The following is a 20,655-nucleotide window of genomic DNA, read 5'->3' on the forward strand; positions in this document are numbered from 1 at the left end:
CTACAAAAACTTGACGCGGTCCACGAAGCCGATTCGCTTGACTTATAAAATATGTGCATGATAATATACTTCGGCAAGTACCAATATGTCTTATGTTGGTTGCTGACCGGTGTATCTGTTCAATGGGGTTTTCATGAGTCTGTTGTATTGAATTTTATTTGGTTTACAGGTAGGTTCTATATTAGGGATAGGATTGGGGTTCCGCATTTATAGAGCTTTTCGTTTTCTTACCTCATATAGCAGGAGGAAAAGAATTTGGGGAAGGTTATGAATTTTTTGAGAGAAGCGCGGGCAGAGCTTAGGAGGGTTACGTGGCCAAACAGAAAGCAAGTTTGGATATCTACGCTGCTGGTTATAGGTGTTACCCTGTTGGTCTCGGCCTATTTAGGCGTTTTGGATCTGATATTTACTGCAGTTTTCTCAAAAGTTGTAGGGTAGTGTTTTTCGAGGAGTCATTAACTGCCGTAGAATTTTTGAAGGATCTCTAAGGGAACGACATTAAAGAGCCCTTGTATCATAAAAATAGAGCATTAGGGGGGTGAGGGGGCCCAAACGGCCCCCTTTTCGGTGATGAGTGACAAAAACGAGCGTCGGTGGTATGTTATCCAAACATATGCAGGATATGAAAACAAGGTCAAAGCCAATCTTGAACAGCGTATAGCTACCATGGGCATGGAGGATAAAATATTTAGAGTGCTTGTGCCGATGGAAGAGAGAGTATATGTCAAGGACGGGAAACAGAAGAAAGTAAAGAGAAAAGTATTTCCCGGCTATATCCTCGTGGAGATGATCCTTGACGACCAATCTTGGTATGTAGTGAGACATACGCCGGGCGTTACGGGTTTTGTTGGAGCCGGAAATAACCCGATACCTTTATCCGATAGAGAGATACAGGATGTATTCGCCAAGATTGGCAGGGAACAAATGAAGCCGAAAGTGGAAATCGATCTCAAGCCGGGAGACGTGATTCGCGTGAAGAGCGGGCCCTTTGAAGGGCAGGCTGGTACGGTTGTCGAGGTCATTCCGGAGAAGGGAAAGGTCAAATTTTCGGTCACGCTTTTCGGTCGCGAGACTATTGTCGAGGCCGATTACAATGATTTGACCAAAATATAAAAGCAACGAAGGTCGCATAGGAGGGAATTTAAATGGCAAAAAAGGTGGTAGCACAGATAAAGCTGCAGTTACCGGCGGGTAAGGCCACTCCAGCACCGCCAGTGGGTCCGGCCCTTGGCCAGCACGGCGTAAATATTATGGAATTTTGCAAACAGTTCAACGCAAAGACCGCAGACAATGCAGGCATGATAATTCCTGTCGTGCTGACCGTTTATGCCGACAGAAGCTTTACCTTCGAACTTAAAACGCCGCCAGCCAGTATACTGCTCAAGAAGGCTGCCGGGGTCGAGAAGGGTTCGGGCGAACCGAACAGGAACAAGGTCGGCAAGGTCACGAGGGAACAGATAAGGGAAATAGCCAAGACCAAGATGCAGGATTTGAATGCCAACGACATCGAGGCAGCTATGCGCATGATCGAGGGAACGGCCCGGTCTATGGGCATAGAAGTGGTAGGTTAGGGGATATTAGTGGCAGGGGAGACCCGCTATTGACCACAGGGAGGAATGCGATATGGCAAAACGATCGAAACGTTATTTAGCAATGTTGGAGAAGGTCGATAAGATAAAACTTTATGGCCTTAGAGAGGCGCTCGAGCTTTTGGCGGAATTCCCAAGGGCTAAGTTCGATGAGACTGTCGAGGTGCACATACGTTTGGGCGTAGACCCCCGTCATGCCGATCAGCAAGTTAGGGGTACGGTAAGCTTGCCCCATGGGACCGGTCAGGAGAAGAGAGTGCTCGTCATAGCATCAGGAGAGAAGATTAAGGAAGCCGAAGAAGCCGGTGCCGATTTTGTCGGCGGGGAGGACATGGTTCAGAAGATCGAAGGTGGATGGTTGGATTTCGATGCAGTTATCGCTACGCCCGACATGATGCGCGTAGTGGGTCGTCTCGGACGAACTCTGGGCCCTCGCGGTTTGATGCCAAGCGCCAAGACGGGGACCGTTACCTTCGATGTGGGCGAAGCTGTTAGGGAAATCAAGGCAGGACGAATAGAGTTCCGTGTCGACAGGTACGGAATCATTCATGTGGGAATCGGCAAGATGAGCTTTACGCTCGACATGTTATTCGATAATGCTAGGACGCTTTTGCGTGCAGTGCTCCGTGCCCGCCCCGCTGCCGTTAAGGGACAGTACGTACGAAGTATTACCATAGCTCCAACTATGGGCGTTGGGATCAAGGTCGATCCTGCAAGAGCTCAAAAGGAGTTGGTAGAAGAATAGGTTTGCTAAGGGTGGCTTGGCCGCCCTTGAAGATAGATTTTTAAAAGTCTGCTTGATATGCATCGGTAGTGTAAGTATAATATGTTGTGCTATTGGGCTTAAGACAGCGGGTGGATTACCTTAATCGGCCAGAAGAGGCCGGCCTGCCGAGGTCCAGGAGATCGTCGCTATGTCATGATGATAAGGCTCCTGGGGAACGCCCAGGAGCCTTATTTTTTTTAAAAAAGGAGGTGAAGGAATGCCTTCAAAGGCGAACGTTCAGGAGTTACAAGAGTTGACCGGATTGCTTCAGGGATCTCAGGCGGTATTTTTCTGTGAGTACAAGGGGCTAACGGTGGAGCAGATAGGACAAATCAGGGCGAAGATCAGAGAAGCCCAGGGTTTGATGAGGATAGCGAAAAACACTCTTTTCAGCCTGGCCCTGAAGGAAGTCGGATTGCCGGTACCCGAAGAGATGCTCTCCGGCCCTAACGTTTTCACGATTGCCTATGGAGATCCGGTAGAAGTAGCTAAGACCTTAACGGATTACATTAAAACGACCAAGAGCGAGGCCTTGAAAATAAAGGGAGCTTTGCTTGGACAAAGGCTCTTAGGTCCGGAAGATGTCAGCGTTTTGGCCACCTTGCCATCGAGGGATATACTGTTGGCTCAGGTTTTGGGCACTATGGAAGCCCCGATAAGAGGACTTGTCACAGTGTTGTCCGGAAACATCCGAGGTTTGGTGACCTGTTTAGATCAGATCGCAAAGGCAAAGGAGAAAGAAGCAGCTTAAAGACATTTTTGGCACAACCGTTAAAATTTAAAAGGGAGGAATCGAGAAATGACGAAAGAAGAAATCATAAAGGCAATAGAGGAGATGACTGTTCTAGAACTTTCAGAATTGGTGAAAGCCCTTGAGGATCGATTTGGAGTATCCGCTGCAGCTCCTGTTGCAATGATGGCTGCTGCTCCTGCTGCCGGCGGAGCCGGCGCTGCTGCCGAAGAGGAAGAGAAGACGGAGTTCGACGTAATTCTCAAATCCGTAGGAGCGAACAAGATAAACGTCATAAAAGTAGTTCGTGAAATCACCAGCCTGGGCCTCAAGGAGGCCAAGGATTTGGTAGACGGCGCACCAAAGCCAGTAAAGGAAGGCGTTTCCAAGGAGGAAGCCGAAGAGATCAAGAAGAAACTGGAAGAGGCCGGCGCAGAAGTAGAAGTAAAGTAACTGAGAAGCTAAAGTGCGAGATGACGCCAAAGACATCTCGCACTTTTATTTAGGAGTGAAGGATTTGTTTGAATTCCCCCGAGACCCAAAAGAGGCTATCGAATTACAGAAGAAAATATGCAGCTTCGTGATAACTGAAGATTATTGCGATATAGAGAAGGTTAGGCTAATAGGCGGCATAGATGTAGCCTACAAGGGCAGGGGAGCAAAAGAGGGATGTGCCGTAGCCCTTATATGGGATCGTCTCACCGGCGAGACAGTGGAAGCTGTTTACGTCGAAGAAAGCATCAACTTTCCCTACATACCGGGCTTGCTTTCCTTCAGGGAACTGCCTATTGCAATAAAGGCTTTCGACAAATTATCACTGAAGGCAGACCTGTGGATGATAGACGGAGCCGGAATCGCACACCCCAGAAGATTGGGCATAGCTGCTCATTTCGGCGTAGTCTTGGGCTTGCCTGCTATTGGAGTTGCCAAAAGTCGTTTGATAGGAAGCCACCTGCCTGTGCCACGGACAAAGGGGTCGTGGGTGCCGCTGCGACAGAATGGCGAAGTTATCGGACATGTCCTGCGAACGAGAAGTGACGTTCGACCCCTCTATGTGAGTCCTGGCCATAAAGTATCATTATTGCAATCTGCTAATTTGGTTTTAGCGTGTTGCAGTCGTTATCGCTTGCCTGAGCCCACCCGCCTGGCCCATCAGTTGGTAACTGCCAAGGTCCATTCCAATTAATCTAATCTCCCTTTCGAGTGAGCCTCAGCACTTCTTCGTCCTCATAGGCCTTGCTGGCCGTGGCCTTGGTGTCAAAGGCGTACTTGCCCTTGTATGCTTGCACTTCGCCGTCCAGCCTGTGAAAAACGAGCTGAGCTATCCTCGTTCCGGGATACAGGGAAAGAGGCACCTCTCCTTCGTTGACCAGCTCTAAAGTTATAACTCCTTGAAATCCTGGATCGACGAAGGTTGCCGTAGCAATTACGAGACCAGCCCTTCCCCAGGAAGACCTGCCTATGACATAAGCCATGACATTTCGAGGCAATCGAAGGAATTCCAAGGTCGAGCTCAGAACGAATTGGCCGGGATGCAATATAAAGGGCTGGCCATAATCAGTCCTTATATGATCGTAATAATCTACCCAAGCTGTGTTGTCGAAAGCTCTTTTTACGTCCATCACCGGAATCTGACCCTTTCTAAAGAGCACGAAGTCCTGCCCGAGCCTTACATCGAGCGATGCTCTTCCGATCTGGCGATTTAAATCCAACAAAGGTGTAACGACCAAATCGCCCCTATCCAACATGTTTTTGATTTCATTTGAACCAAGCACGTTCGCCATGTATCGTCGCCCTCCTTCGAAATTCAAGACATTTGATATCGCGATAAGAACAGACTGCCGTCGCATGCAAAGGCGATCAGCCTTTCCAGGGAAGTTAATTCCTCGAGCGAGGCCCCGCTGTAAACTTTGTAGGAGGCCACGATGGAACCGGCGATGAGGATGTTTTTTATGTCCAGTGCTTTTTCCTTGTTTTGACAGGGGGGAATATTGTCGAGGAACAAGGATGTGGCATAGACTATCTCATCCCATTCCCAATCCCATACATGGGATGAGACGGCATTTTCGGCAGAGTAATGGGATAAAAGGGCAAACCATTCTTTTATCTTCTCCGGCCAATCGAAAGCCTCTAGGTCTTTCCAGGCGAACCTCTCATAGCTGGACGTCAAAAGCGAAAGGGCAGGTGAGAAGATAAGAGCAAAACAGTTATAGGCCCTGTTTTCATACATGGCCCACGCTCTATCCAGATGTTCGGACAAAAACTGAAGGTTTAAGGGGGAATCCTGTTCCTCTACGTCAAAGGGCAGTAAGTACCATTCACAGGGTTGTTCCCAATTGGGGAAGAACTTCTGTATGTCGCTTAAGGGGAAATCTTCCTCTATAAAAGGCATGACGTAACATTTAACGGGAGGACCGTACAGGTCCAGGAGTTTATTAGGCCATTCTGGCGCTCCAAAATTTATGCCCAAAATGATCTTATCTATAATAGATAGTGCTTTCGATAGACCTTCGATAGGGAAAGTAGTGGCTTCGTTGGTATTCAGCCCTCTTAAGTTGCGATCTATTATTTCAAGTATTTCCCTGCCCCTTGGCTGCGTCGAAGGTTTTTCAAGTGCGGTCTTGAGTTTTTTCATGGTGTAAAAGATGTGCCATCGAGTGTCGTTTTTGAAATTTGGATATTTCACGTGAAATTTTCCCTCCCTTTGAGTAGAATACATCTCATTATAGTGTATATATTTGTGACAATATATCATAGCAGGGAAAGGTGTGATTTTGACTTGCCGCTGAAATTTGTTGATTCGATTGCCTCCCTCGATAGGGTATTGGTGCTGGATGGCGGAATGGGCACTATGCTCTCCGAGAAGGGGTGGCGGCCGCCAATGTTGCCGGAGGAGATGAATCTGACCGCCCCCGATGTTGTGCTCGATATCCACAAAGAGTACCTCAGATCCGGCGCTTCCGTTGTTGAGACCAACTCCTTTGGTTCGAGCCCGATAAAGCTGAGCTATAGGGGGATGGGCGAAAAGGCACGGCGGATAAACGAAGAGGCTGCGCGCATTGCCAGACGAGCCGCAGAAGGATGGGACGCCTATGTGGCGGGTTCCATGGGTCCCTTGGGCGAACTTATAAGGCCCCTTGGAAACTTAAGTTTCGAAGAGGCCTACGAATCCTACAGGGAGCAGGCTATCGGGTTGAGAGACGGCGGAGTGGACTTTTTTCTGATCGAAACGCAGATGGACATAAAAGAGGCGAAGGCTGCTGTATTGGCCATTAAAGATGTGGCGGCCCATATTCCTTTCGTGGTTTCCTTCACCTTTGAACGCAATGGGCGTACCATAACGGGAAGCCCGCCGGAGGTGGTTGCCCACTGGGCAAGGATGATAGGAGCCTGTGCTGTGGGAGTTAACTGCGGCTTTGGGCCGGATCTCGCAAGAGAAATAGTCAAAAAACTCTACCTTAATGCAGGAATCCCAATCTTTGCCTATCCGAACGCGGGTACCCCCGGAAAGGAGGACTTCGATCCAAGGGAATTTGCCGAGGAAGTGCGCGAATTAATTGGGGCAGGAGCTTCCGTCGTAGGCGGTTGCTGCGGCACAACCCCTGAACATATAGCTCATTTGAAAGGCGTTGCTTCGCAAGAAAAACCCCTACGTCCCCGGAAGGTCGAAAAAGCGGCCCTGGCAAGCAGGAGCAGGTTGGTTTTTGTGGGAGCCGGTGAACCCATAGTCGTCGTAGGCGAAAGGATAAACGTATCGAGAAAGTCGCCCATAAGGGATGAGGTGGCTCAGTACAAGTGGGATGCCCTCTCTGAGGAGGCGAGAAGACAAAGCAGTTCAGGATCCCAGGTGATAGACGTCAATATCAGTCTGCCCGGCATCGACAGAAAAAGGGCGATCCGAGAGGCGGTCGAGGCCGTAGAAAGCGCCTGTACCCTCCCCATCTCCATTGATGCCGACGAAGCTGACGTCCTTGAGGAGGGGTTAATTCACGTTGCAGGAATTCCCTTGATAAATTCCGTGACCGCCGAAAGGGAAAAGTTAATTAAGGGCATAGAACTTGCAAAGAGGTACGGCGCTTGCCTGGTCGTGCTTGCCATAGACGAGGATGGTATATCGGAGACGGTGGAAGGGAGAATAAAGGCCGTAGAAAAGGTTTGCGCTCTTGCCGACGAGATGGGTTTTTCGAAATCGAGACTGTTCGTAGATCCTCTTACCATGTCAGTGGCCGCAGATGTGAGAGCCGGAGTTGTCACGCTAGAGGCACTCAGGGCGTTTAAAAAGCTTGACCTTTTTACCATAATGGGCGTCAGCAACGTATCGCACGGTTTGCCCAACAGGCCTCTTTTGAACAATGCTTTTCTCACCATGGCAGCAGGCGCCGGATTGGATTCGGTGATAGCAAACCCGTTGGACGAAAGCTTCGCTTCCCTGATGATGGCTTGCAATCTTTTGGTCGGACGGGATAAAGGGGCATCAGGCTATATAACTTGGGCGAGGTCTTTAAAGTCAGAGGAAAAAGACACCTCTTCCCCTGTGAAGAAGGAAAGCGCCTCGAGCCCGATAGAAGAGATGAAGGGCATGATCGTACAGGGCGACAAAGGGGGCGTTTTAGTCGTTGCCAGGAGGTTTTTGAGCGAGGGAGGAGAGCCTTTGGCTCTGATAAATGATGTTGTCCTACCCGCTTTGGGGGAGGTGGGCAGATTGTACGAATGTGGCGACTACTTCTTGCCCCAACTCATTTCTTCTGCCGAGGCGGCTCAAGGCGTGTGCGATCTCGTGGAGCAAGCCGTATTAAGCAGAGGAGAAACCCTGAAAGACCGAGGATGCATCCTAATGGCCACGGTGGCGGGCGATATTCATGACATAGGAAAAAATATAGTATCCATGGTTTTGAAAAGCCACGGATATAGAGTTATAGATCTTGGCAAAGACGTGGCGCTGGAGAAGATACTCGAAGAGGCAAGGAAGGGAGAAGCCCAAATAGTAGGGTTGTCGGCCCTCATGACCACGACGATGGGTGAAATGGAGAGGGTAACAAGGAAAATTAAAGAAGAAAATCTGTCGGTCAAAGTTATAATAGGCGGAGCGGCGGTTTCGCAAAACTATGCCGACCATATAGGCGCAGACGGTTATGCACCCGATGCCTTGAGCGCCGTTCGTCTGGTCGAAAAACTGCTTGGTCGATAAGGGGGTATGCATAAATTGAAAATCAAAGATATTTTTGAGAGGAAGAAGTTCGTATTTTCTTTCGAGATTTTTCCTCCAAAGCCTACCACGCCTCTGGATAGGATTTACAGCACTTTGGATGACCTCAAAGGTCTGTCGCCCGACTTTATAAGCGTAACTTACGGCGCAGGCGGGTCAACGCGGGATAGGTCACCGCAGATAGCCATAGACGTTAAAAACGTCTACGACATCGAATCTCTAGCCCATTTGACCTGCATCGGCTCTACGGGGGATGAGGTGGTGGAGGTGGTTGATCTTCTCCTAGAGAGTGGTGTTCATAACATTTTAGCCTTAAGAGGGGATCCTCCGCAGGAAGCCGTAAGCTCGTTTGTTGGAGGAGACTTTAGTCATGCTATCGATTTGGTTAAATTTTTACGAGAGAGGTACGGAGAGAAGATAGCGATTGGCGGGGCCGCCTATCCGGAAGGGCACATAGAGTGCGATGATCCGATCAAGGACCTGCATTATTTGAAGCAAAAAGTTGATGCCGGCGTGGATTTTTTGGTAACTCAACTTTTTTTCGACAATGAGCTCTTTTATCGCTTTATTGAGCGGACGAGCATTGCGGGCATAGAAGTGCCCATATCGGCAGGAATTATGCCAGTGGTGAACAAAAATCAAATCGAAAGGATAGTAACCCTTTGCGGTGCCTCGCTGCCGAAGAAGTTCGTCAGGATTCTTCACAGGTACGCCGACGATCCTCGTTCACTGGAAGAAGCAGGCATTGCCTATGCGACGGACCAGATAGTGGATCTGATAGCCTCTGGAGTGAGAGGGATACATTTATATACGATGAATAAGGCACGTGTTGCAAGAAAAATAACCTCTAACATAGAAACCCTGCGAGAGGGGTTCGTAAATGACAAAAATAATGAGGAGGCTCTTTTGTGAGGATCGTTGATTGTCATGTCCACGTATATCCTCCGGAGGTCATACGCGATTGGGAGAGGATCGCTGAAAGTGAGCCCTACTTCGGAATGCTCGCCAGAGGTAAGGTGCACAGATGGGCAACTGCGGACGACGTGATTGCTCAAATGGATGCCGATGGCATCGCCCAAAGCCTTATATTCGGCTTTTCCTTCGGCGATCTGGCTTTATGCAAGCTCTGCAACGATTACGTAATCCAAGCAGTGAAAGAGCACCCCGACCGTTTTAAGGGAATGGCGGTGGTGCCCCCACTAGCTAAAGGCGCCGTAAAAGAGATAGAAAGATGCAGGGAGGAAGGGCTGATAGGGGTGGGCGAGATCTTTCCTCAAGGGCAGGATTTCGACATCACCGATCCCAGGGAAACGTGGAGGCTTGCTGCTGCGTGCCACGAGTTGAACATGTTTGTGATGATTCATACCGCGGAGCCCGTCGGCCATGATTACCCCGGAAAGGGTAATGTGGGTCCTAAGGAAGCGGCTGCCTTTTGTCTCAATCACCCTGAAGTAAAAGTGATCTTTGCACACCTCGGCGGCGGGTTTTGGATTTACGAGATGATGCCCGAGATGAAGCTTGCCCTAAAAAACGCATATTATGATACGGCAGCTGCTCCCTTTCTTTATGGCCCGACTATTTTTAAAGCCATTGAAGCGGCGGGATTGGCCGGAAAGTTCCTTTATGGGAGCGATTATCCCATTCTTTCATTAGAGCGATATAAGAGGCTTTTAGCCCAACTTGATATGAGTGACGACTTTTTAAAGTCCATCTTTGGCTGCAACTTTGAAAAATTTGCAGCCTCCGATTGAAAATTGACGGAAAAATGGTATCATTAGGCAACGCGTAAATATTGATAAAATATTTTGGAACTCTTATCCAGAGCGGCGGAGGGACTGGCCCTGCGAAGCCCGGCAACCTGCTTACCCTTTGGGGAGCGTGGTGCCAAAACCTGCAACCGAAAGGTTGAGTGATGAGAGGGACGAGCAAAAAGCCTTCTTCCCTCTTAAGGGAGAAGGCTTTTTAATTAAACTTTACCAAAGGAGGCCAATCAGTTGGAAAAAGATTTAAAAGGATTTTCGACCAGGGCGCTTCATTCGGGGTGGGATCATGATCCGAGCACGGGATCCTTTGGACTTCCCATATATTTGACGGCGGGATACAAGTTTGATTCCGCCGAGGAGGCTGCGTCTCTGTTCGAGCTGAAAAAAGAAGGTTTCATATATTCTCGAATAGGAAACCCTACGGTTGCAGCTTTTGAAGAGGTAATTGCAGACCTTGAAAGCGGTTCGGCTGCCGTTGCCACTTCGTCGGGGCAGGCGGCCTTCAATCAATTGCTTTCTTTAATCTGCAAAAAGGACGACCACGTCGTATTGGGACGCAAGGTATATGGCGGGACTTTGACTTTGCTTTCGAATATCTTTTCTAAATTCGGCGTGGAAGTAAGTGTCGTTGATACGGACGATCCGGAGGAAGTGGCAAGAGCTGTATCTCCGAAAACTCGTTGCATAATAACCGAGACAGTGGGAAATCCAAGCCTGAACGTAGCTCCCCTTGAGGAGCTTGCTGTCATAGCGAGAGATAACGAAGCCTTGCTGATAGTGGACAATACTTTCATGTCTCCTGCCCTCTGTCGGCCGGTGGAATGGGGCGCAAATGTAGTGGTCCATTCGGCTACTAAATATCTCAGCGGTTTTGGCAACATCATAGGAGGAGTAGTTGTAGACGGTGGTAACGTTAATTGGGGAAGTACGAAGAAATGGCCGGAATTTACCGAGCCGGAGGAGGCATATCACGGGGTTGTGTTTTCCGAGGCCTTCGGTACAAAAGCACTGGCGACCAAGTTGCGTGCCTGCGCTCTGAGGGATATTGGAGGGTGCATGTCCCCCTTCGATGCCTATCTTCTTTGGATGAGCATCGGCACCTTATCTCTCAGGATGAAAAAGCACAGTGAAAACGCCCTTGCCGTTGCCAGATTCCTGGAAGAACGCGAGGAAGTAGCTTGGGTATCCTATCCCGGCTTGGAGAGCCACCCCCATCACCAGAGGGCGAAGAAGTACTTCCGAGAGGGATATGGCGGCATGATAGCTTTCTGCTTGAAGGGAGGGATTGAGGCGGGGAGGAAGTTTCTGAACAGCTTGAACCTCTTTTCGATCATAGCGAACATAGGGGATGCCCGGAGCATGGCCATTCATCCTGCATCAACCACCCACAGCCAACTAAGCAGAGATGAGCTGGAAAAGGCGGGAATAGAGGACGGATTGGTGCGATTGAGCATAGGGCTTGAGGATGTAGAGGACATTATCGACGACCTCGATCGTGCCTTAAGTTCAATTTAAAAAAAGAAGGCGGGTAAACTGTCCGTGGTAAGTAAGTTCCTGGAAGAAACCATTGGAATGGTCGAGATACCAGAGCTTCATCTGGAGTCCGGCAGGGTATTAAAAAAGGTCAGGCAGGCCTATGCCGTGTACGGGTCTTTAGATGCCAGAGGAGTGGTACTGGTATGCCATGCCCTTACCGGAAGTCATCATGTCGCTGGCCCTGACGTCCCCGGATTGCCTGAGGCGTGGTGGGATCCTTTGGTTGGCCCTGGCAAGGCCATCGATACAGAGAGGTTCTGCGTTCTTTGCTTCAACGTCTTGGGGAGCCCCTACGGGAGCGCTTCGCCCTTGAGCCCTTGCGATGACGACGGGCGTCCCTACGGTATGCGTTTTCCTGTATTCTCCGTCAGGGATATGGTGAGAGCGCAGCATGAAGCCTTAAAGATCATTGGCATCGAGAAACTCGAATGTGTGATCGGAGGTTCTTTGGGCGGGATGCAAGCTTTGGAGTGGGCCGTGATGTTTCCCGAAGTCGTAAAACGTTCAGTAGTGATAGCAGCTCCCGCCTTTACGTATCCTCAGGCGATTGCATTCAACGAGGTTCAGCGCCAGGCGATAATGGCAGACCCCCAATGGCGAGGAGGAGATTATTACGATTCGGCTCCTCCGGAACGAGGACTCGCCATCGCGAGGATGTTGGCCATGATCACCTACAGGAGCGAGGAAACTTTTGTCAAAAGATACATGAGGGAGCTGGCCTTCGGCGCTCCCTGGGATTGGGACGGCAAATTCAAGATCGAAACCTATATTCACCATCATGGCGAAAAGTTGGTGCAAAGGTTTGATGCAAATTGCTATCTATACTTGACCAGGGCTATGGATTTGCACGATATAGGAGAGGGAAGGGGAGGGGTTAAGAAAGCACTTTCAATGATTGGCGGCCAGCTTTTGGCCGTGGGCATATCGAGCGATCTTCTCTTTCCCAATTGGCAGGTTGAAGGGATAGTCTCCGAAGCCAGGGAAGCCGGTGCCGAAGCCTTTTACGACGAAATAGAAAGCGATAACGGGCATGACGCCTTTCTTATAGACTTGGATCAACTGGACGACATTTTGCGGGGTTTTTGGAAGAGGACTATGATGTACTAAAAACAGTGCTCATTCTGAAGAAGGCGTTGGCTCTGGAAGCGACCTAATGCTTCCCTACCATGGGAACCACGGAAAGTTACCCCTGTGGAGCTGGTCTGTTAGGGTTACCATGAAGCAGGAAGCCCTTTTTGTAGGGAAGGGGTAGTTCACGTTACGAGATTATTTTCAATTGGTTGGTCTTTTTAAAAAATGCGGTCTCATTGAGATTGACAGAATTGCCGGGTCACGGTTATACTAATACGCGCTGAGGGCGGATAGCTCAGCGGAAGAGCACCTGCCTTACACGCAGGGGGTCATAGGTTCGAACCCTATTCCGCCCACCATGAGGCAGCAATATGCGGGGCTGTAGCTCAGCCGGTTAGAGCGCTGGCCTGTCACGTCAGAGGCCGCGGGTTCAAGTCCCGTCAGCCCCGCCATATTTTGACCAGGTGGCGAGAGGCGAGATAGCTCAGTAGGTAGAGCAGCGGACTGAAAATCCGCGTGTCCCCAGTTCGATTCTGGGTCTCGCCACCATTGAAAGAAAGAATTGCTAAAGAAAGAATCGAAGGCAAGAGCAAGAGGTAAGGTAAGAGAATGCGGAAGTAGCTCAGGGGTAGAGCACCACCTTGCCAAGGTGGGGGCCGCGGGTTCAAATCCCGTCTTCCGCTCCAGAGATCTCGGCGGCATAGCCAAGTGGTAAGGCAGGGGACTGCAAATCCCTTATACCCCGGTTCGAATCCGGGTGCCGCCTCCAGATAAAAAGCATACTCCGGCGTAGCTCAACCGGCAGAGCGGGTGGCTGTTAACCACTAGGTTGCAGGTTCGAGTCCTGCCGCCGGAGCCATAGAGATTAAGTCCGAAGAGGGCGTATATTTTATAGAATATCCCCCGCCAATAGAATTCGCGGGGGATATTTGCATATTTGCCCTATGGATCTGACTAAATGAAACTAAACGGAATCGTAGACTTTGTTTCGTTTTTTTAGTGGAAGGCCCTTCTGATTATGAAATGCGAAAGGCGGGAGAAGATGACTTTCGAAGAAAAGGAAAAGAGAGAGGAATTGAAAGAGGTGACCATTTACACCGACGGTGCCTGTTCAGGCAATCCCGGCCCTGGAGGATATGGTGTAGTCTTGCTTTACAACGACCACAGAAAGGAAATATCGGGAGGATTCAGGCTTACGACGAACAACAGGATGGAGATATATGCAGCTATAGCGGGATTGAGCGCCCTAAAGTGCAGGTGTAAGGTCAAGCTTTATACTGATTCAAGGTACCTCGCCGACGCCATGAATAAGGGGTGGGTGAAGCGGTGGAAGGCCAATGGATGGATGCGCAATAAAAAAGAAAGGGCTTTGAATGTCGATTTGTGGGAACAGCTGCTCTGCTTATGCGAAAAACATGAAGTAGAATTTCTCTGGGTCAGAGGACATGACGGAAATGTGGAGAATGAACGTTGCGACGAACTTTCCACGACTGCTGCCAGAGGCGAAAACCTCCCCATCGATCAGGGCTACGAAAATGCCGGCCAATAACCCATTTTAAGAAGAGCGGATTTATGATTGTTTTGAAGTATGTCATTTGGTTAAACTCCTTTCAAAATATGTGATTTGTTTGACTAACTAGGGAGAAGGTAATATTATATTTTATACAGGAAAAAATATATCGCCGGGGGTGCTTCGCGATGGCGGGGCTGAGAGCATACCCCTAGACCTGACCCAGGTAATGCTGGCGGAGGAAGGGCGAGCCTAAAAATTTAAATCAACCGAAAATCTCGATGTAAACTTTAAAAGCCGCCCAGGGGCGGCTTTTTCGCATTTTATTATAGAAAATTAAATCATTGGGAGGTGCTTAAAGGTGAAGCTCGATGAGCTGGTTATAACAAAAGCCATAGTTGAAGGGTACTTCAAGAAACTGATGAATTGTTTAGAGCTCGATGTTGCCATAGTTGGCGGAGGTCCTTCTGGGTTGGTGGCAGCTCTCGAATTGGCCAGGGCCGGCAAAAGAGTTGTCATTTACGAACGCAAGCTAAGCGTTGGCGGCGGCATGTGGGGAGGCGGAATGCTTTTTAATGAAATAGTCGTACAGGAAGAGGCCAGAAAAATTTTGGACGAGCTCGATGTGAGGACTACTCCTTATAGGGTTGCGGGTTACTATACTGCAGATTCTGTGGAAGCGGTAAGCACAATTACCAGTAAAGCGGTCAAAGCTGGGGCCATCGTGTTTAATGGCATTAGTGTAGAGGACGTCGTGGTGCATGAAGATGGCCGCATTCAGGGCCTCGTGATAAACTGGACGGCCGTGGAGATGGCAGGTCTTCACGTTGATCCCCTGTCGATTCATTGCAAATATGTGATAGATGCCACGGGACACGACACCGAAGTGGTAAGAGTAGTGGCGCGCAAGATGCCGGGCAGGCTTTTCACAGCGACCGGCAACATTGAAGGCGAGAAGTTCATGTCGCCCGACAGGGCAGAGAAGTTGACAATAGAAAACACCCGCGAGGTATTCCCGGGTCTTTACGTGGCCGGAATGGCAGCCAACGCCACCTTCGGAGGTCCCAGGATGGGGCCCATCTTCGGAGGGATGCTGCTTTCGGGCGCGAAGGCCGCGAGGGACATTTTAAGTAAAATTTAGCAAATTTTCTTACGCCTCAATTTTTTGGTCGCGAGCGAATTTGATTGGCCCGTAAGGCTTGCTCGCGATCTTTTCCCTGGCGGTCTGATCAATTGGAAGAAAGGTGATATTGTGGTAAATTGAGACTAAATAAACGGTTCAGGAGGTGTTGTAGATGTTGGATATTTCTCAATTGGTTTCCCTTGGTTCGGAAAGGGCTATTAAGAAGACTGTTTCCGTCGATGATACCGTCGGCAATTCGTCGCTTTACCTTGAACAGTTCTTATCTACTTCTGCATGTATAAATATGGTCGTTAGAATGGCTACGGAAATGGTTGACCAGGCACTGCCTCAGGGGTTCATATCCGTTGGCTATCACACCGAGATAACTCATGAAGAGCCTACTATGATGGGAGCCGAAGTCTCTTACAAAGTTGTCTTGAAGGAGATAGACGGCAACAGATTGACCTTCGATTTTGAAATTAGCGATAAAAATGGGATTGTCAGTTACGGTAAGCATGTCAGAGCGGTAGTAAACTACACGAAATTGCTCGAAAAAGCCAAAGAAAGGATGAGTGCCTAAACCTGGATGCTTTTGTTGATCGTCTGGTCATAAAATCCGTCGATGTCTGAGAGGGGGGGTAAAGTATGCATTCCCATGAAGGTGAGATCGAAATAGCTGAGGGCAAGAAATTCTTAATTAGGATAAGAAGGGAACGATGCAAGGGATGCGAAATTTGCATAGAATTTTGCCCCAAGAAAGTCTTTGAAGGCGATGAGCTCGGACATCCAATCCCGGAGAGGATTGACGAATGCATAGGTTGCGGAACTTGCGAATTGCGCTGTCCGGACTTTGCCATTGAGGTAATACCGAAGGAGTGTCATGATAGTGAAGAAAAAAGTTAGATTCATGTTGGGCAATGAGGCCATAGTGGAGGGTGCGCTCCTGGCGGGGGCGACATTTTTTGCCGGATATCCCATAACCCCTTCATCAGAGGTGGCCGAAAGGGCATCCAGAAAGCTCCCTCAGATAGGAGGGTGCTATCTTCAAATGGAAGATGAAATCGCAAGCATTGCCGCCATAATAGGTGCATCCATTGGAGGGGCCAAGGCCTTTACAGCCACATCGGGCCCGGGTTTTTCCTTGATGCAAGAAAACATTGGCCTGGCCATCATGGCAGAGGTTCCCTGTGTGATAGTCAATGTCCAAAGGTCAGGCCCAAGCACAGGATTGGCCACCCGGCCAGCTCAGGCAGACATCATGCAGGCCCGCTGGGGACGCCATGGGGATCACTCCGTGATCGCCCTCTCTCCTGCCACTGTGCAGGAGTGCTTCGATCTCATGGTTCAAGCGTTTAATATGGCTGAAAAGTATAGATGCCCTGTCCTTTTCATGGCCGACGAAACGGTAGGTCACTTGCGCGAAAACTGCGTTCTCCGTTCCAGGGATGAGGTCGAGATCGTGAACAGAAAGAGACCCCCTGAAGGGCTTGAAGAATATTTCCCGTACAAAGCCGACGACGACCTGGTGCCTCCCATGGTCACGCCGGGCAGCGATTATTTAACCAGATTTCATTCCTCGACCCATAACGAGAAGGGCTTGCCCACAAGTTCTCCTCAGGAGGCTAGGAAACTCATCAAGAGGCTTTACGACAAAATAGAGAAAAATAAAGATGATATCATAATGTACAGAGAATTTGACGTAACGAAATGCGAATATCTGGTGATCTGTTTCGGCGGAGCCGTCAGGGCGGCCAGGCAGGCTGCGATAGAGGCGAGAGAGGAAGGACTGAGCGTAGGCGTACTACAGCTTCAGACGGTATGGCCTTTCCCTGCAGAATACATAAGCGAAGTTTCCAAGGGCAAGCGAGGGATAATTGTTCCCGAGATGAACATGGGTCAGATAATCGGTGAAGTGCGAAAAGCCGTTCCCGACAAAATTCCAGTCCTTGGGGCAAATCGTTATGACGGTGAACCCCTGACGCCTAAGGAAATTATCCAAGTCTTGGGCGAGGTGGTATCGCTATGAGCAAAAGATCGCGCGAAGTCAGCTGGAAGGCCTTTTTGAGGGAAGAAAACCTGCCCCATCAGTGGTGTCCCGGTTGCGGCTACGGGGTGATCTTGAAGAGTATGCTTTACGCCTTCGAAAAAGGCGGCATTGCTCCGAAAGATGTCGTTGTAGTTACGGGGATCGGCTGTTGGGGTAAAGCCGATGATTATCTCTATGCCAATACAGTTCACGTTACACACGGGAGGGCTTTGCCTGTCGCAACGGGCATAAAGGTGGCAAATCCATCTATGAAGGTCATAGCCTTGATGGGCGATGGCGATAGCGCGACAATCGGAGGAAATCATTTGATTCACTCTTCGCGCAGGAACATAGACGTCGTCGCCTTGGTAGCCAATAACCTTAACTACGGAATGACGGGTGGCCAATATTCCTGCACTACGCCGCTTTATTCCAGGACGTCGACATCCTGGTACGGGGATCCTGAGCCGGCGCTCGATATTTGTCGTCTTTCGGAGACGGCCGGAGCAAGCTTCGTCGCCAGGACGACCGTCTATCATGCGGCAATGATAGAAAAATACATCGGAATGGCTCTTTCTCACGAAGGTTTTTCCCTGGTGGAAGTGATATCTCCCTGTCCGACCTATTTTGGAAGGTACAACAAGCTCTCCAAAGCGCCGCAAATGCTGAAGTGGCTGAAGGAACAGTCGATACCCATAGAGCGCGTAAAGGACTTATCCGAAGAAAACCTTAAGGAAAAGTTCGTCACCGGAGTATTTGCCGATAAAAAAGGACATTCCTTCCTGTCCCGCTACAGGGAAATACAGTCTCGGGCAAGGAACGAGCTTGAAAGCGAGTGATCGTCCATGAAATACGAAGTTATTTTTGCGGGAATCGGTGGTCAAGGAGTGATTTTAGCCGGCACTTTACTTGGCGAGGCTGCCGTGGCTTCTGGGCTGAAGGCCTCTCAGACGCAGGCTTATGGAGTATCGGCCAGGGGAGGCTTTACAAAGACGGACGTTGTAATCTCTGACGGGGAGATTCTCTTCCCTTATGCCTTAAGCCCCGATGTCGTCGTCGTTTTGGCCGAGGAAGCCCTGGTTCGGTATCTAGATATAGAAAACAAAAACTGCAAAGTGGTTTACGATTCCGGTTTGATTGACGCGTCAAAATACGAGCTGGATTCGAGATTTGTAGGATTTCCCATAACGAAGACCGCCATCGAAATGGGTTCTTCCAGGAGCGCGAACGTGCTTTCTCTGGGAATAGTTGCCAGCTGCTTGAAGGCGATTTCGACTGAGGCGTTGTTTCGAACCTTGGCCGAGGCTTTCTCGCCAAAAATACGGGATATAAACGCTAAGATTCTACAAAAAGGCATTGATGTTGGAAATGAGATAATTTCTAGCTGTTAGCTTTATAAAGAGGCATTTCAGGGAAAGCTGTCTTTCTCTATTGTTCTTGCTGTAATAAGCTCTTTGTTCATTGTGTGTCGATAAGCCCTTGGACATCTTTGACAACATCCATTGACTTTGCTTTTGATTATGCCTTTGTTATCCCTGTTATGCCTCTTCGACACTTTTGTTTCTGGTGCGTTAGATTAAAACTCCTTTTTATGTTAAGGGGGAGCTATATCTTTGGTTAGTGCCAAATCATGAGAGTTTATATCCTATTTTGGACCGTACCAGAAACGTGTGCAGAGTCGTGTTTTTTGGACTGATCGATGTCGCATAATGAACTTATAATAATATGTAAGCGGTTATAGCGATTTTTTCCCGTTGTTCCATAAATTTTTTTATGAAAATATGTTATATTTGTAAAAACCAGGGGGCGCTCATGTGCGTGAGCTGAGAGAGAACCCCTAGAACTTGATCCAGGTAATGCTGGCGGAGGGAATGGCGGACAAAAGAAGAACTTTTATGATGTCCTTTCCCTTCCCGTTAAAAATAGCGGAAAGTCGCAGACAAGGTGAACACCAATTTGGGCACCAGCGACGAATGTTGCGACCTTGAGCTTGAAGGTCGTAAGTTGAATGTTACCCTCGATGCTGGTACGGATTCCATCATGGATCTGTCGACGGGAGGCGACCTTGATTCGGCAAGGGCGTTCTTTAGGGAATAAAAAAAGGGGCGCTCACGCCCCTTTTTTTATTTTAACGACAACAGCCGCTCGGTGAGGCTTTCTCGATGATGGCCCTGCAAAACTGGGGAAGGTCGTCAGGTGTTCTGCTGCTTATGAGGTTTCCGTCCACTACTGCTGCCTCATCTACCCAATTCACGCCAGCGTTCACCATGTCGTCCTTTATCGCTCCGACGGACGTGGCCTTCCTCCCTTTGAGTATTCCGGCCGAAATGGGAACCCAACCGGCATGACAGATGAAAGCCACGACTTTGTCGGCCTCATTTAGCCTTCTTACGATATCGAGAGCCTTTTTATATCTTCTGATTTTATCGGGGGCATATCCGCCTGGTATGACTATGCCGTCGAAGTCGTCGGGGTTGACTTCCTCGAAAGACACATCGCTTTTACAGGGATAACCGTGTTTGCCCCTGTACAACTTTCCCTTTTCAGGACCCGCCACTATTGCTTCGGCGCCTTCTTCTATCAATCTGATTTTGGGATACCAAAGCTCCAGATCTTCGTATTCTTCATCTACGAAGAAGAGAAAACGTTTTCCCGTGAGTTTCGACATACGCTTCACCTCCTGACAAATGTTTGGCAATACTTATTTTATTTGATCTGCCAAACTTTTGCAAGGCCTGGCGTGTCTATAGCATCAATCTTCCTTCCAATTCACCCCTAAGTTCGTCGTAGCGTTTTTTTACGAAATCCATATGGCCTCTTTCCATTTTAGCAAGGTCATTGAACATTGCCTTGGTCTCTTGGGAATCCACTTCCTCTACCAGTTTTTCGTAAAATTCTGCTGCTCGCATCTCCGAAAGGTAGGCCGTAGATATTAGCCGTAATAAGGAGTAGTAGTCTTTGAATTCGTCTGCCTGCACGCGCAGGGCAGGGTCAACCGTTACATTTGGATCCGGAGTAAAGGGTTCGCCAAACAACTCCTGATAGTATTTCGATAGAGTCTTTTTGTGCGTATCTTCCCAGTCGGCAAGTTCCGATATTTCCTTTTTCAAGGCCGGCGTCCTGGCATTTTCTGCCCATGTTTTATAGAATTCGTTTGCTTGAATCTCAGCATGAATTGCATAGGCAAGTGCGCTTTTTAAATCGAATTTGCTTTCTGACATTTTCTCCTCGCCTCCCTTAAATTATTTAACATAATTCTAATATATTAATCATATCACGTCGCTTTGTATTGTATCAATGGTGCGAGGACGTCGACCGCGTCAAGTTTTTGTAGG

General features: G+C 49.0%; 24 protein-coding genes, 6 tRNA genes, 3 riboswitches and 1 other annotated feature. Of the genes, 26 read left to right on the plus strand and 4 right to left on the minus strand.

What is annotated here, in order from left to right; genetic code table 11:
• Nucleotides 1–255: 255 nt before the first annotated feature.
• The 7 genes from secE (at nt 256) to nfi (ending at nt 4,271) form a co-directional block, all read left to right on the plus strand.
• Nucleotides 256–438, plus strand: a complete 183-nt coding sequence (gene secE, locus B3N34_RS06230) for a preprotein translocase subunit SecE (protein WP_009201744.1) — start codon at nt 256–258, stop codon at nt 436–438.
• Nucleotides 439–570: 132 nt separating this feature from the next.
• On the plus strand, nt 571–1,113 hold the full coding sequence (nusG, locus tag B3N34_RS06235; RefSeq protein ID WP_286975863.1) for a transcription termination/antitermination protein NusG: 543 nt from the start codon (nt 571–573) through the stop codon (nt 1,111–1,113).
• Between the two features lie 32 nt (nt 1,114–1,145).
• Nucleotides 1,146–1,571: a 50S ribosomal protein L11 gene (rplK, locus tag B3N34_RS06240; RefSeq protein ID WP_286975866.1), complete on the plus strand. Its 426-nt coding sequence runs from the start codon at nt 1,146–1,148 to the stop codon at nt 1,569–1,571.
• 52 nt (nt 1,572–1,623) lie between these two features.
• Nucleotides 1,624–2,334 carry a 50S ribosomal protein L1 gene (gene rplA / locus B3N34_RS06245; protein ID WP_286975869.1) on the plus strand — a complete coding sequence of 237 codons (711 nt, stop codon included), beginning with the start codon at nt 1,624–1,626 and terminating at the stop codon, nt 2,332–2,334.
• 79 nt (nt 2,335–2,413) lie between these two features.
• Nucleotides 2,414–2,558: a sequence feature (ribosomal protein L10 leader region), on the plus strand.
• A 14-nt stretch (nt 2,559–2,572) separates the two neighbouring features.
• Nucleotides 2,573–3,106 (plus strand): 50S ribosomal protein L10, encoded by a 534-nt coding sequence (gene rplJ / locus B3N34_RS06250; RefSeq protein WP_286975870.1) that lies wholly within the window; start codon nt 2,573–2,575, stop codon nt 3,104–3,106.
• A 48-nt stretch (nt 3,107–3,154) separates the two neighbouring features.
• The gene (rplL, locus tag B3N34_RS06255) at nt 3,155–3,538 is read left to right on the plus strand and encodes a 50S ribosomal protein L7/L12 (protein WP_273002118.1); all 384 of its coding nucleotides are present in this window, start codon (nt 3,155–3,157) and stop codon (nt 3,536–3,538) included.
• A gap of 55 nt (nt 3,539–3,593) precedes the next feature.
• The gene (gene nfi, locus B3N34_RS06260; RefSeq protein WP_286975907.1) at nt 3,594–4,271 is read left to right on the plus strand and encodes a deoxyribonuclease V; all 678 of its coding nucleotides are present in this window, start codon (nt 3,594–3,596) and stop codon (nt 4,269–4,271) included.
• A 1-nt stretch (nt 4,272) separates the two neighbouring features.
• On the opposite strand, the gene dcd is transcribed toward nfi, so the two are convergent.
• Together dcd and B3N34_RS06270 are read right to left on the minus strand one after the other, a co-directional pair.
• On the minus strand, nt 4,273–4,869 hold the full coding sequence (gene dcd, locus B3N34_RS06265) for a dCTP deaminase (RefSeq protein WP_286975873.1): 597 nt from the start codon (nt 4,867–4,869) through the stop codon (nt 4,273–4,275).
• A gap of 23 nt (nt 4,870–4,892) precedes the next feature.
• The gene (locus B3N34_RS06270) at nt 4,893–5,771 is read right to left on the minus strand and encodes a hypothetical protein (RefSeq protein WP_286975876.1); all 879 of its coding nucleotides are present in this window, start codon (nt 5,769–5,771) and stop codon (nt 4,893–4,895) included.
• 93 nt (nt 5,772–5,864) lie between these two features.
• Here B3N34_RS06270 and B3N34_RS06275 point away from each other — a divergent pair, with 93 nt between their 5' ends.
• The 19 genes from B3N34_RS06275 (at nt 5,865) to B3N34_RS06365 (ending at nt 19,417) form a co-directional block, all read left to right on the plus strand.
• Nucleotides 5,865–8,273, plus strand: a complete 2,409-nt coding sequence (locus tag B3N34_RS06275; protein ID WP_286975878.1) for a homocysteine S-methyltransferase family protein — start codon at nt 5,865–5,867, stop codon at nt 8,271–8,273.
• Between the two features lie 6 nt (nt 8,274–8,279).
• Nucleotides 8,280–9,203, plus strand: a complete 924-nt coding sequence (gene metF, locus B3N34_RS06280) for a methylenetetrahydrofolate reductase [NAD(P)H] (RefSeq protein WP_349679695.1) — start codon at nt 8,280–8,282, stop codon at nt 9,201–9,203.
• Nucleotides 9,200–10,042: an amidohydrolase family protein gene (locus B3N34_RS06285; RefSeq protein WP_286975881.1), complete on the plus strand. Its 843-nt coding sequence runs from the start codon at nt 9,200–9,202 to the stop codon at nt 10,040–10,042. Before metF ends, B3N34_RS06285 begins: the two co-directional genes overlap by 4 nt.
• 60 nt (nt 10,043–10,102) lie before the next feature.
• A riboswitch (SAM riboswitch) is annotated at nt 10,103–10,210 on the plus strand.
• Nucleotides 10,211–10,285: 75 nt separating this feature from the next.
• Nucleotides 10,286–11,569, plus strand: a complete 1,284-nt coding sequence (locus B3N34_RS06290) for an O-acetylhomoserine aminocarboxypropyltransferase/cysteine synthase family protein (protein ID WP_286975883.1) — start codon at nt 10,286–10,288, stop codon at nt 11,567–11,569.
• A 24-nt stretch (nt 11,570–11,593) separates the two neighbouring features.
• Nucleotides 11,594–12,697: a homoserine O-acetyltransferase MetX gene (metX, locus tag B3N34_RS06295; protein ID WP_286975885.1), complete on the plus strand. Its 1,104-nt coding sequence runs from the start codon at nt 11,594–11,596 to the stop codon at nt 12,695–12,697.
• 248 nt (nt 12,698–12,945) lie between these two features.
• Nucleotides 12,946–13,020: transfer RNA gene (locus B3N34_RS06300), tRNA-Val, on the plus strand.
• Nucleotides 13,021–13,036: 16 nt separating this feature from the next.
• Nucleotides 13,037–13,113 (plus strand) — tRNA-Asp (locus B3N34_RS06305).
• A gap of 21 nt (nt 13,114–13,134) precedes the next feature.
• Nucleotides 13,135–13,210, plus strand: a tRNA-Phe gene (locus B3N34_RS06310).
• Between the two features lie 62 nt (nt 13,211–13,272).
• Nucleotides 13,273–13,347, plus strand: a tRNA-Gly gene (locus B3N34_RS06315).
• Between the two features lie 8 nt (nt 13,348–13,355).
• A tRNA-Cys gene (locus B3N34_RS06320) sits at nt 13,356–13,430 on the plus strand.
• A gap of 14 nt (nt 13,431–13,444) precedes the next feature.
• Nucleotides 13,445–13,520, plus strand: a tRNA-Asn gene (locus tag B3N34_RS06325).
• A gap of 159 nt (nt 13,521–13,679) precedes the next feature.
• Complete coding sequence (gene rnhA, locus B3N34_RS06330) at nt 13,680–14,210, plus strand: ribonuclease HI (protein ID WP_286975888.1); 531 nt, start codon at nt 13,680–13,682, stop codon at nt 14,208–14,210.
• Between the two features lie 125 nt (nt 14,211–14,335).
• A riboswitch (TPP riboswitch) is annotated at nt 14,336–14,433 on the plus strand.
• 99 nt (nt 14,434–14,532) lie between these two features.
• Nucleotides 14,533–15,312, plus strand: coding sequence for a sulfide-dependent adenosine diphosphate thiazole synthase (locus B3N34_RS06335; RefSeq protein WP_286975890.1), 780 nt, complete (start codon nt 14,533–14,535; stop codon nt 15,310–15,312).
• A 154-nt stretch (nt 15,313–15,466) separates the two neighbouring features.
• On the plus strand, nt 15,467–15,874 hold the full coding sequence (locus B3N34_RS06340; RefSeq protein ID WP_286975892.1) for a thioesterase family protein: 408 nt from the start codon (nt 15,467–15,469) through the stop codon (nt 15,872–15,874).
• Between the two features lie 65 nt (nt 15,875–15,939).
• Complete coding sequence (locus B3N34_RS06345; protein ID WP_286975894.1) at nt 15,940–16,197, plus strand: 4Fe-4S dicluster domain-containing protein; 258 nt, start codon at nt 15,940–15,942, stop codon at nt 16,195–16,197.
• Complete coding sequence (locus B3N34_RS06350) at nt 16,175–17,320, plus strand: 2-oxoacid:acceptor oxidoreductase subunit alpha (RefSeq protein ID WP_286975896.1); 1,146 nt, start codon at nt 16,175–16,177, stop codon at nt 17,318–17,320. The genes B3N34_RS06345 and B3N34_RS06350 overlap by 23 nt, the downstream gene beginning before the upstream one ends.
• Nucleotides 17,317–18,159, plus strand: a complete 843-nt coding sequence (locus B3N34_RS06355; protein ID WP_286975899.1) for a thiamine pyrophosphate-dependent enzyme — start codon at nt 17,317–17,319, stop codon at nt 18,157–18,159. The genes B3N34_RS06350 and B3N34_RS06355 overlap by 4 nt, the downstream gene beginning before the upstream one ends.
• 6 nt (nt 18,160–18,165) lie before the next feature.
• Nucleotides 18,166–18,711 (plus strand): 2-oxoacid:acceptor oxidoreductase family protein, encoded by a 546-nt coding sequence (locus tag B3N34_RS06360; RefSeq protein ID WP_286975901.1) that lies wholly within the window; start codon nt 18,166–18,168, stop codon nt 18,709–18,711.
• 401 nt (nt 18,712–19,112) lie between these two features.
• Nucleotides 19,113–19,209: riboswitch (TPP riboswitch) on the plus strand.
• A gap of 55 nt (nt 19,210–19,264) precedes the next feature.
• Entirely contained in the window at nt 19,265–19,417 is a 153-nt protein-coding gene (locus B3N34_RS06365) for a phosphomethylpyrimidine synthase ThiC (protein WP_286975903.1), read from the plus strand.
• 31 nt (nt 19,418–19,448) lie between these two features.
• On the opposite strand, the gene B3N34_RS06370 is transcribed toward B3N34_RS06365, so the two are convergent.
• Both B3N34_RS06370 and B3N34_RS06375 read right to left on the minus strand, forming a co-directional pair.
• Nucleotides 19,449–19,988, minus strand: coding sequence for a type 1 glutamine amidotransferase domain-containing protein (locus tag B3N34_RS06370; RefSeq protein ID WP_286975905.1), 540 nt, complete (start codon nt 19,986–19,988; stop codon nt 19,449–19,451).
• A 76-nt stretch (nt 19,989–20,064) separates the two neighbouring features.
• Entirely contained in the window at nt 20,065–20,541 is a 477-nt protein-coding gene (locus B3N34_RS06375; protein ID WP_213698355.1) for a ferritin family protein, read from the minus strand.
• Nucleotides 20,542–20,655 lie beyond the last annotated feature (114 nt).

Source organism: Acetomicrobium sp. UBA5826, from assembly GCF_002433005.1.
Classification (GTDB): Bacteria; Synergistota; Synergistia; order Synergistales; family Acetomicrobiaceae; genus Acetomicrobium.

Bases quoted from the DNA above. Each gene is read 5' to 3' on its own strand.
- dcd (WP_286975873.1), bottom strand. From the start codon at position 4,869: ATGGCGAACGTGCTTGGTTCAAATGAAATCAAAAACATGTTGGATAGG.
- B3N34_RS06355 (WP_286975899.1), top strand. From the start codon at position 17,317: ATGAGCAAAAGATCGCGCGAAGTCAGCTGGAAGGCCTTTTTGAGGGAA.
- B3N34_RS06360 (WP_286975901.1), top strand. From the start codon at position 18,166: ATGAAATACGAAGTTATTTTTGCGGGAATCGGTGGTCAAGGAGTGATT.
- rplK (WP_286975866.1), top strand. From the start codon at position 1,146: ATGGCAAAAAAGGTGGTAGCACAGATAAAGCTGCAGTTACCGGCGGGT.
- B3N34_RS06370 (WP_286975905.1), bottom strand. From the start codon at position 19,988: ATGTCGAAACTCACGGGAAAACGTTTTCTCTTCTTCGTAGATGAAGAA.
- B3N34_RS06345 (WP_286975894.1), top strand. From the start codon at position 15,940: ATGCATTCCCATGAAGGTGAGATCGAAATAGCTGAGGGCAAGAAATTC.
- B3N34_RS06350 (WP_286975896.1), top strand. From the start codon at position 16,175: ATGATAGTGAAGAAAAAAGTTAGATTCATGTTGGGCAATGAGGCCATA.
- nusG (WP_286975863.1), top strand. From the start codon at position 571: ATGAGTGACAAAAACGAGCGTCGGTGGTATGTTATCCAAACATATGCA.
- metF (WP_349679695.1), top strand. From the start codon at position 8,280: ATGCATAAATTGAAAATCAAAGATATTTTTGAGAGGAAGAAGTTCGTA.
- rnhA (WP_286975888.1), top strand. From the start codon at position 13,680: ATGAAATGCGAAAGGCGGGAGAAGATGACTTTCGAAGAAAAGGAAAAG.
- B3N34_RS06340 (WP_286975892.1), top strand. From the start codon at position 15,467: ATGTTGGATATTTCTCAATTGGTTTCCCTTGGTTCGGAAAGGGCTATT.
- B3N34_RS06375 (WP_213698355.1), bottom strand. From the start codon at position 20,541: ATGTCAGAAAGCAAATTCGATTTAAAAAGCGCACTTGCCTATGCAATT.
- rplJ (WP_286975870.1), top strand. From the start codon at position 2,573: ATGCCTTCAAAGGCGAACGTTCAGGAGTTACAAGAGTTGACCGGATTG.
- rplA (WP_286975869.1), top strand. From the start codon at position 1,624: ATGGCAAAACGATCGAAACGTTATTTAGCAATGTTGGAGAAGGTCGAT.
- rplL (WP_273002118.1), top strand. From the start codon at position 3,155: ATGACGAAAGAAGAAATCATAAAGGCAATAGAGGAGATGACTGTTCTA.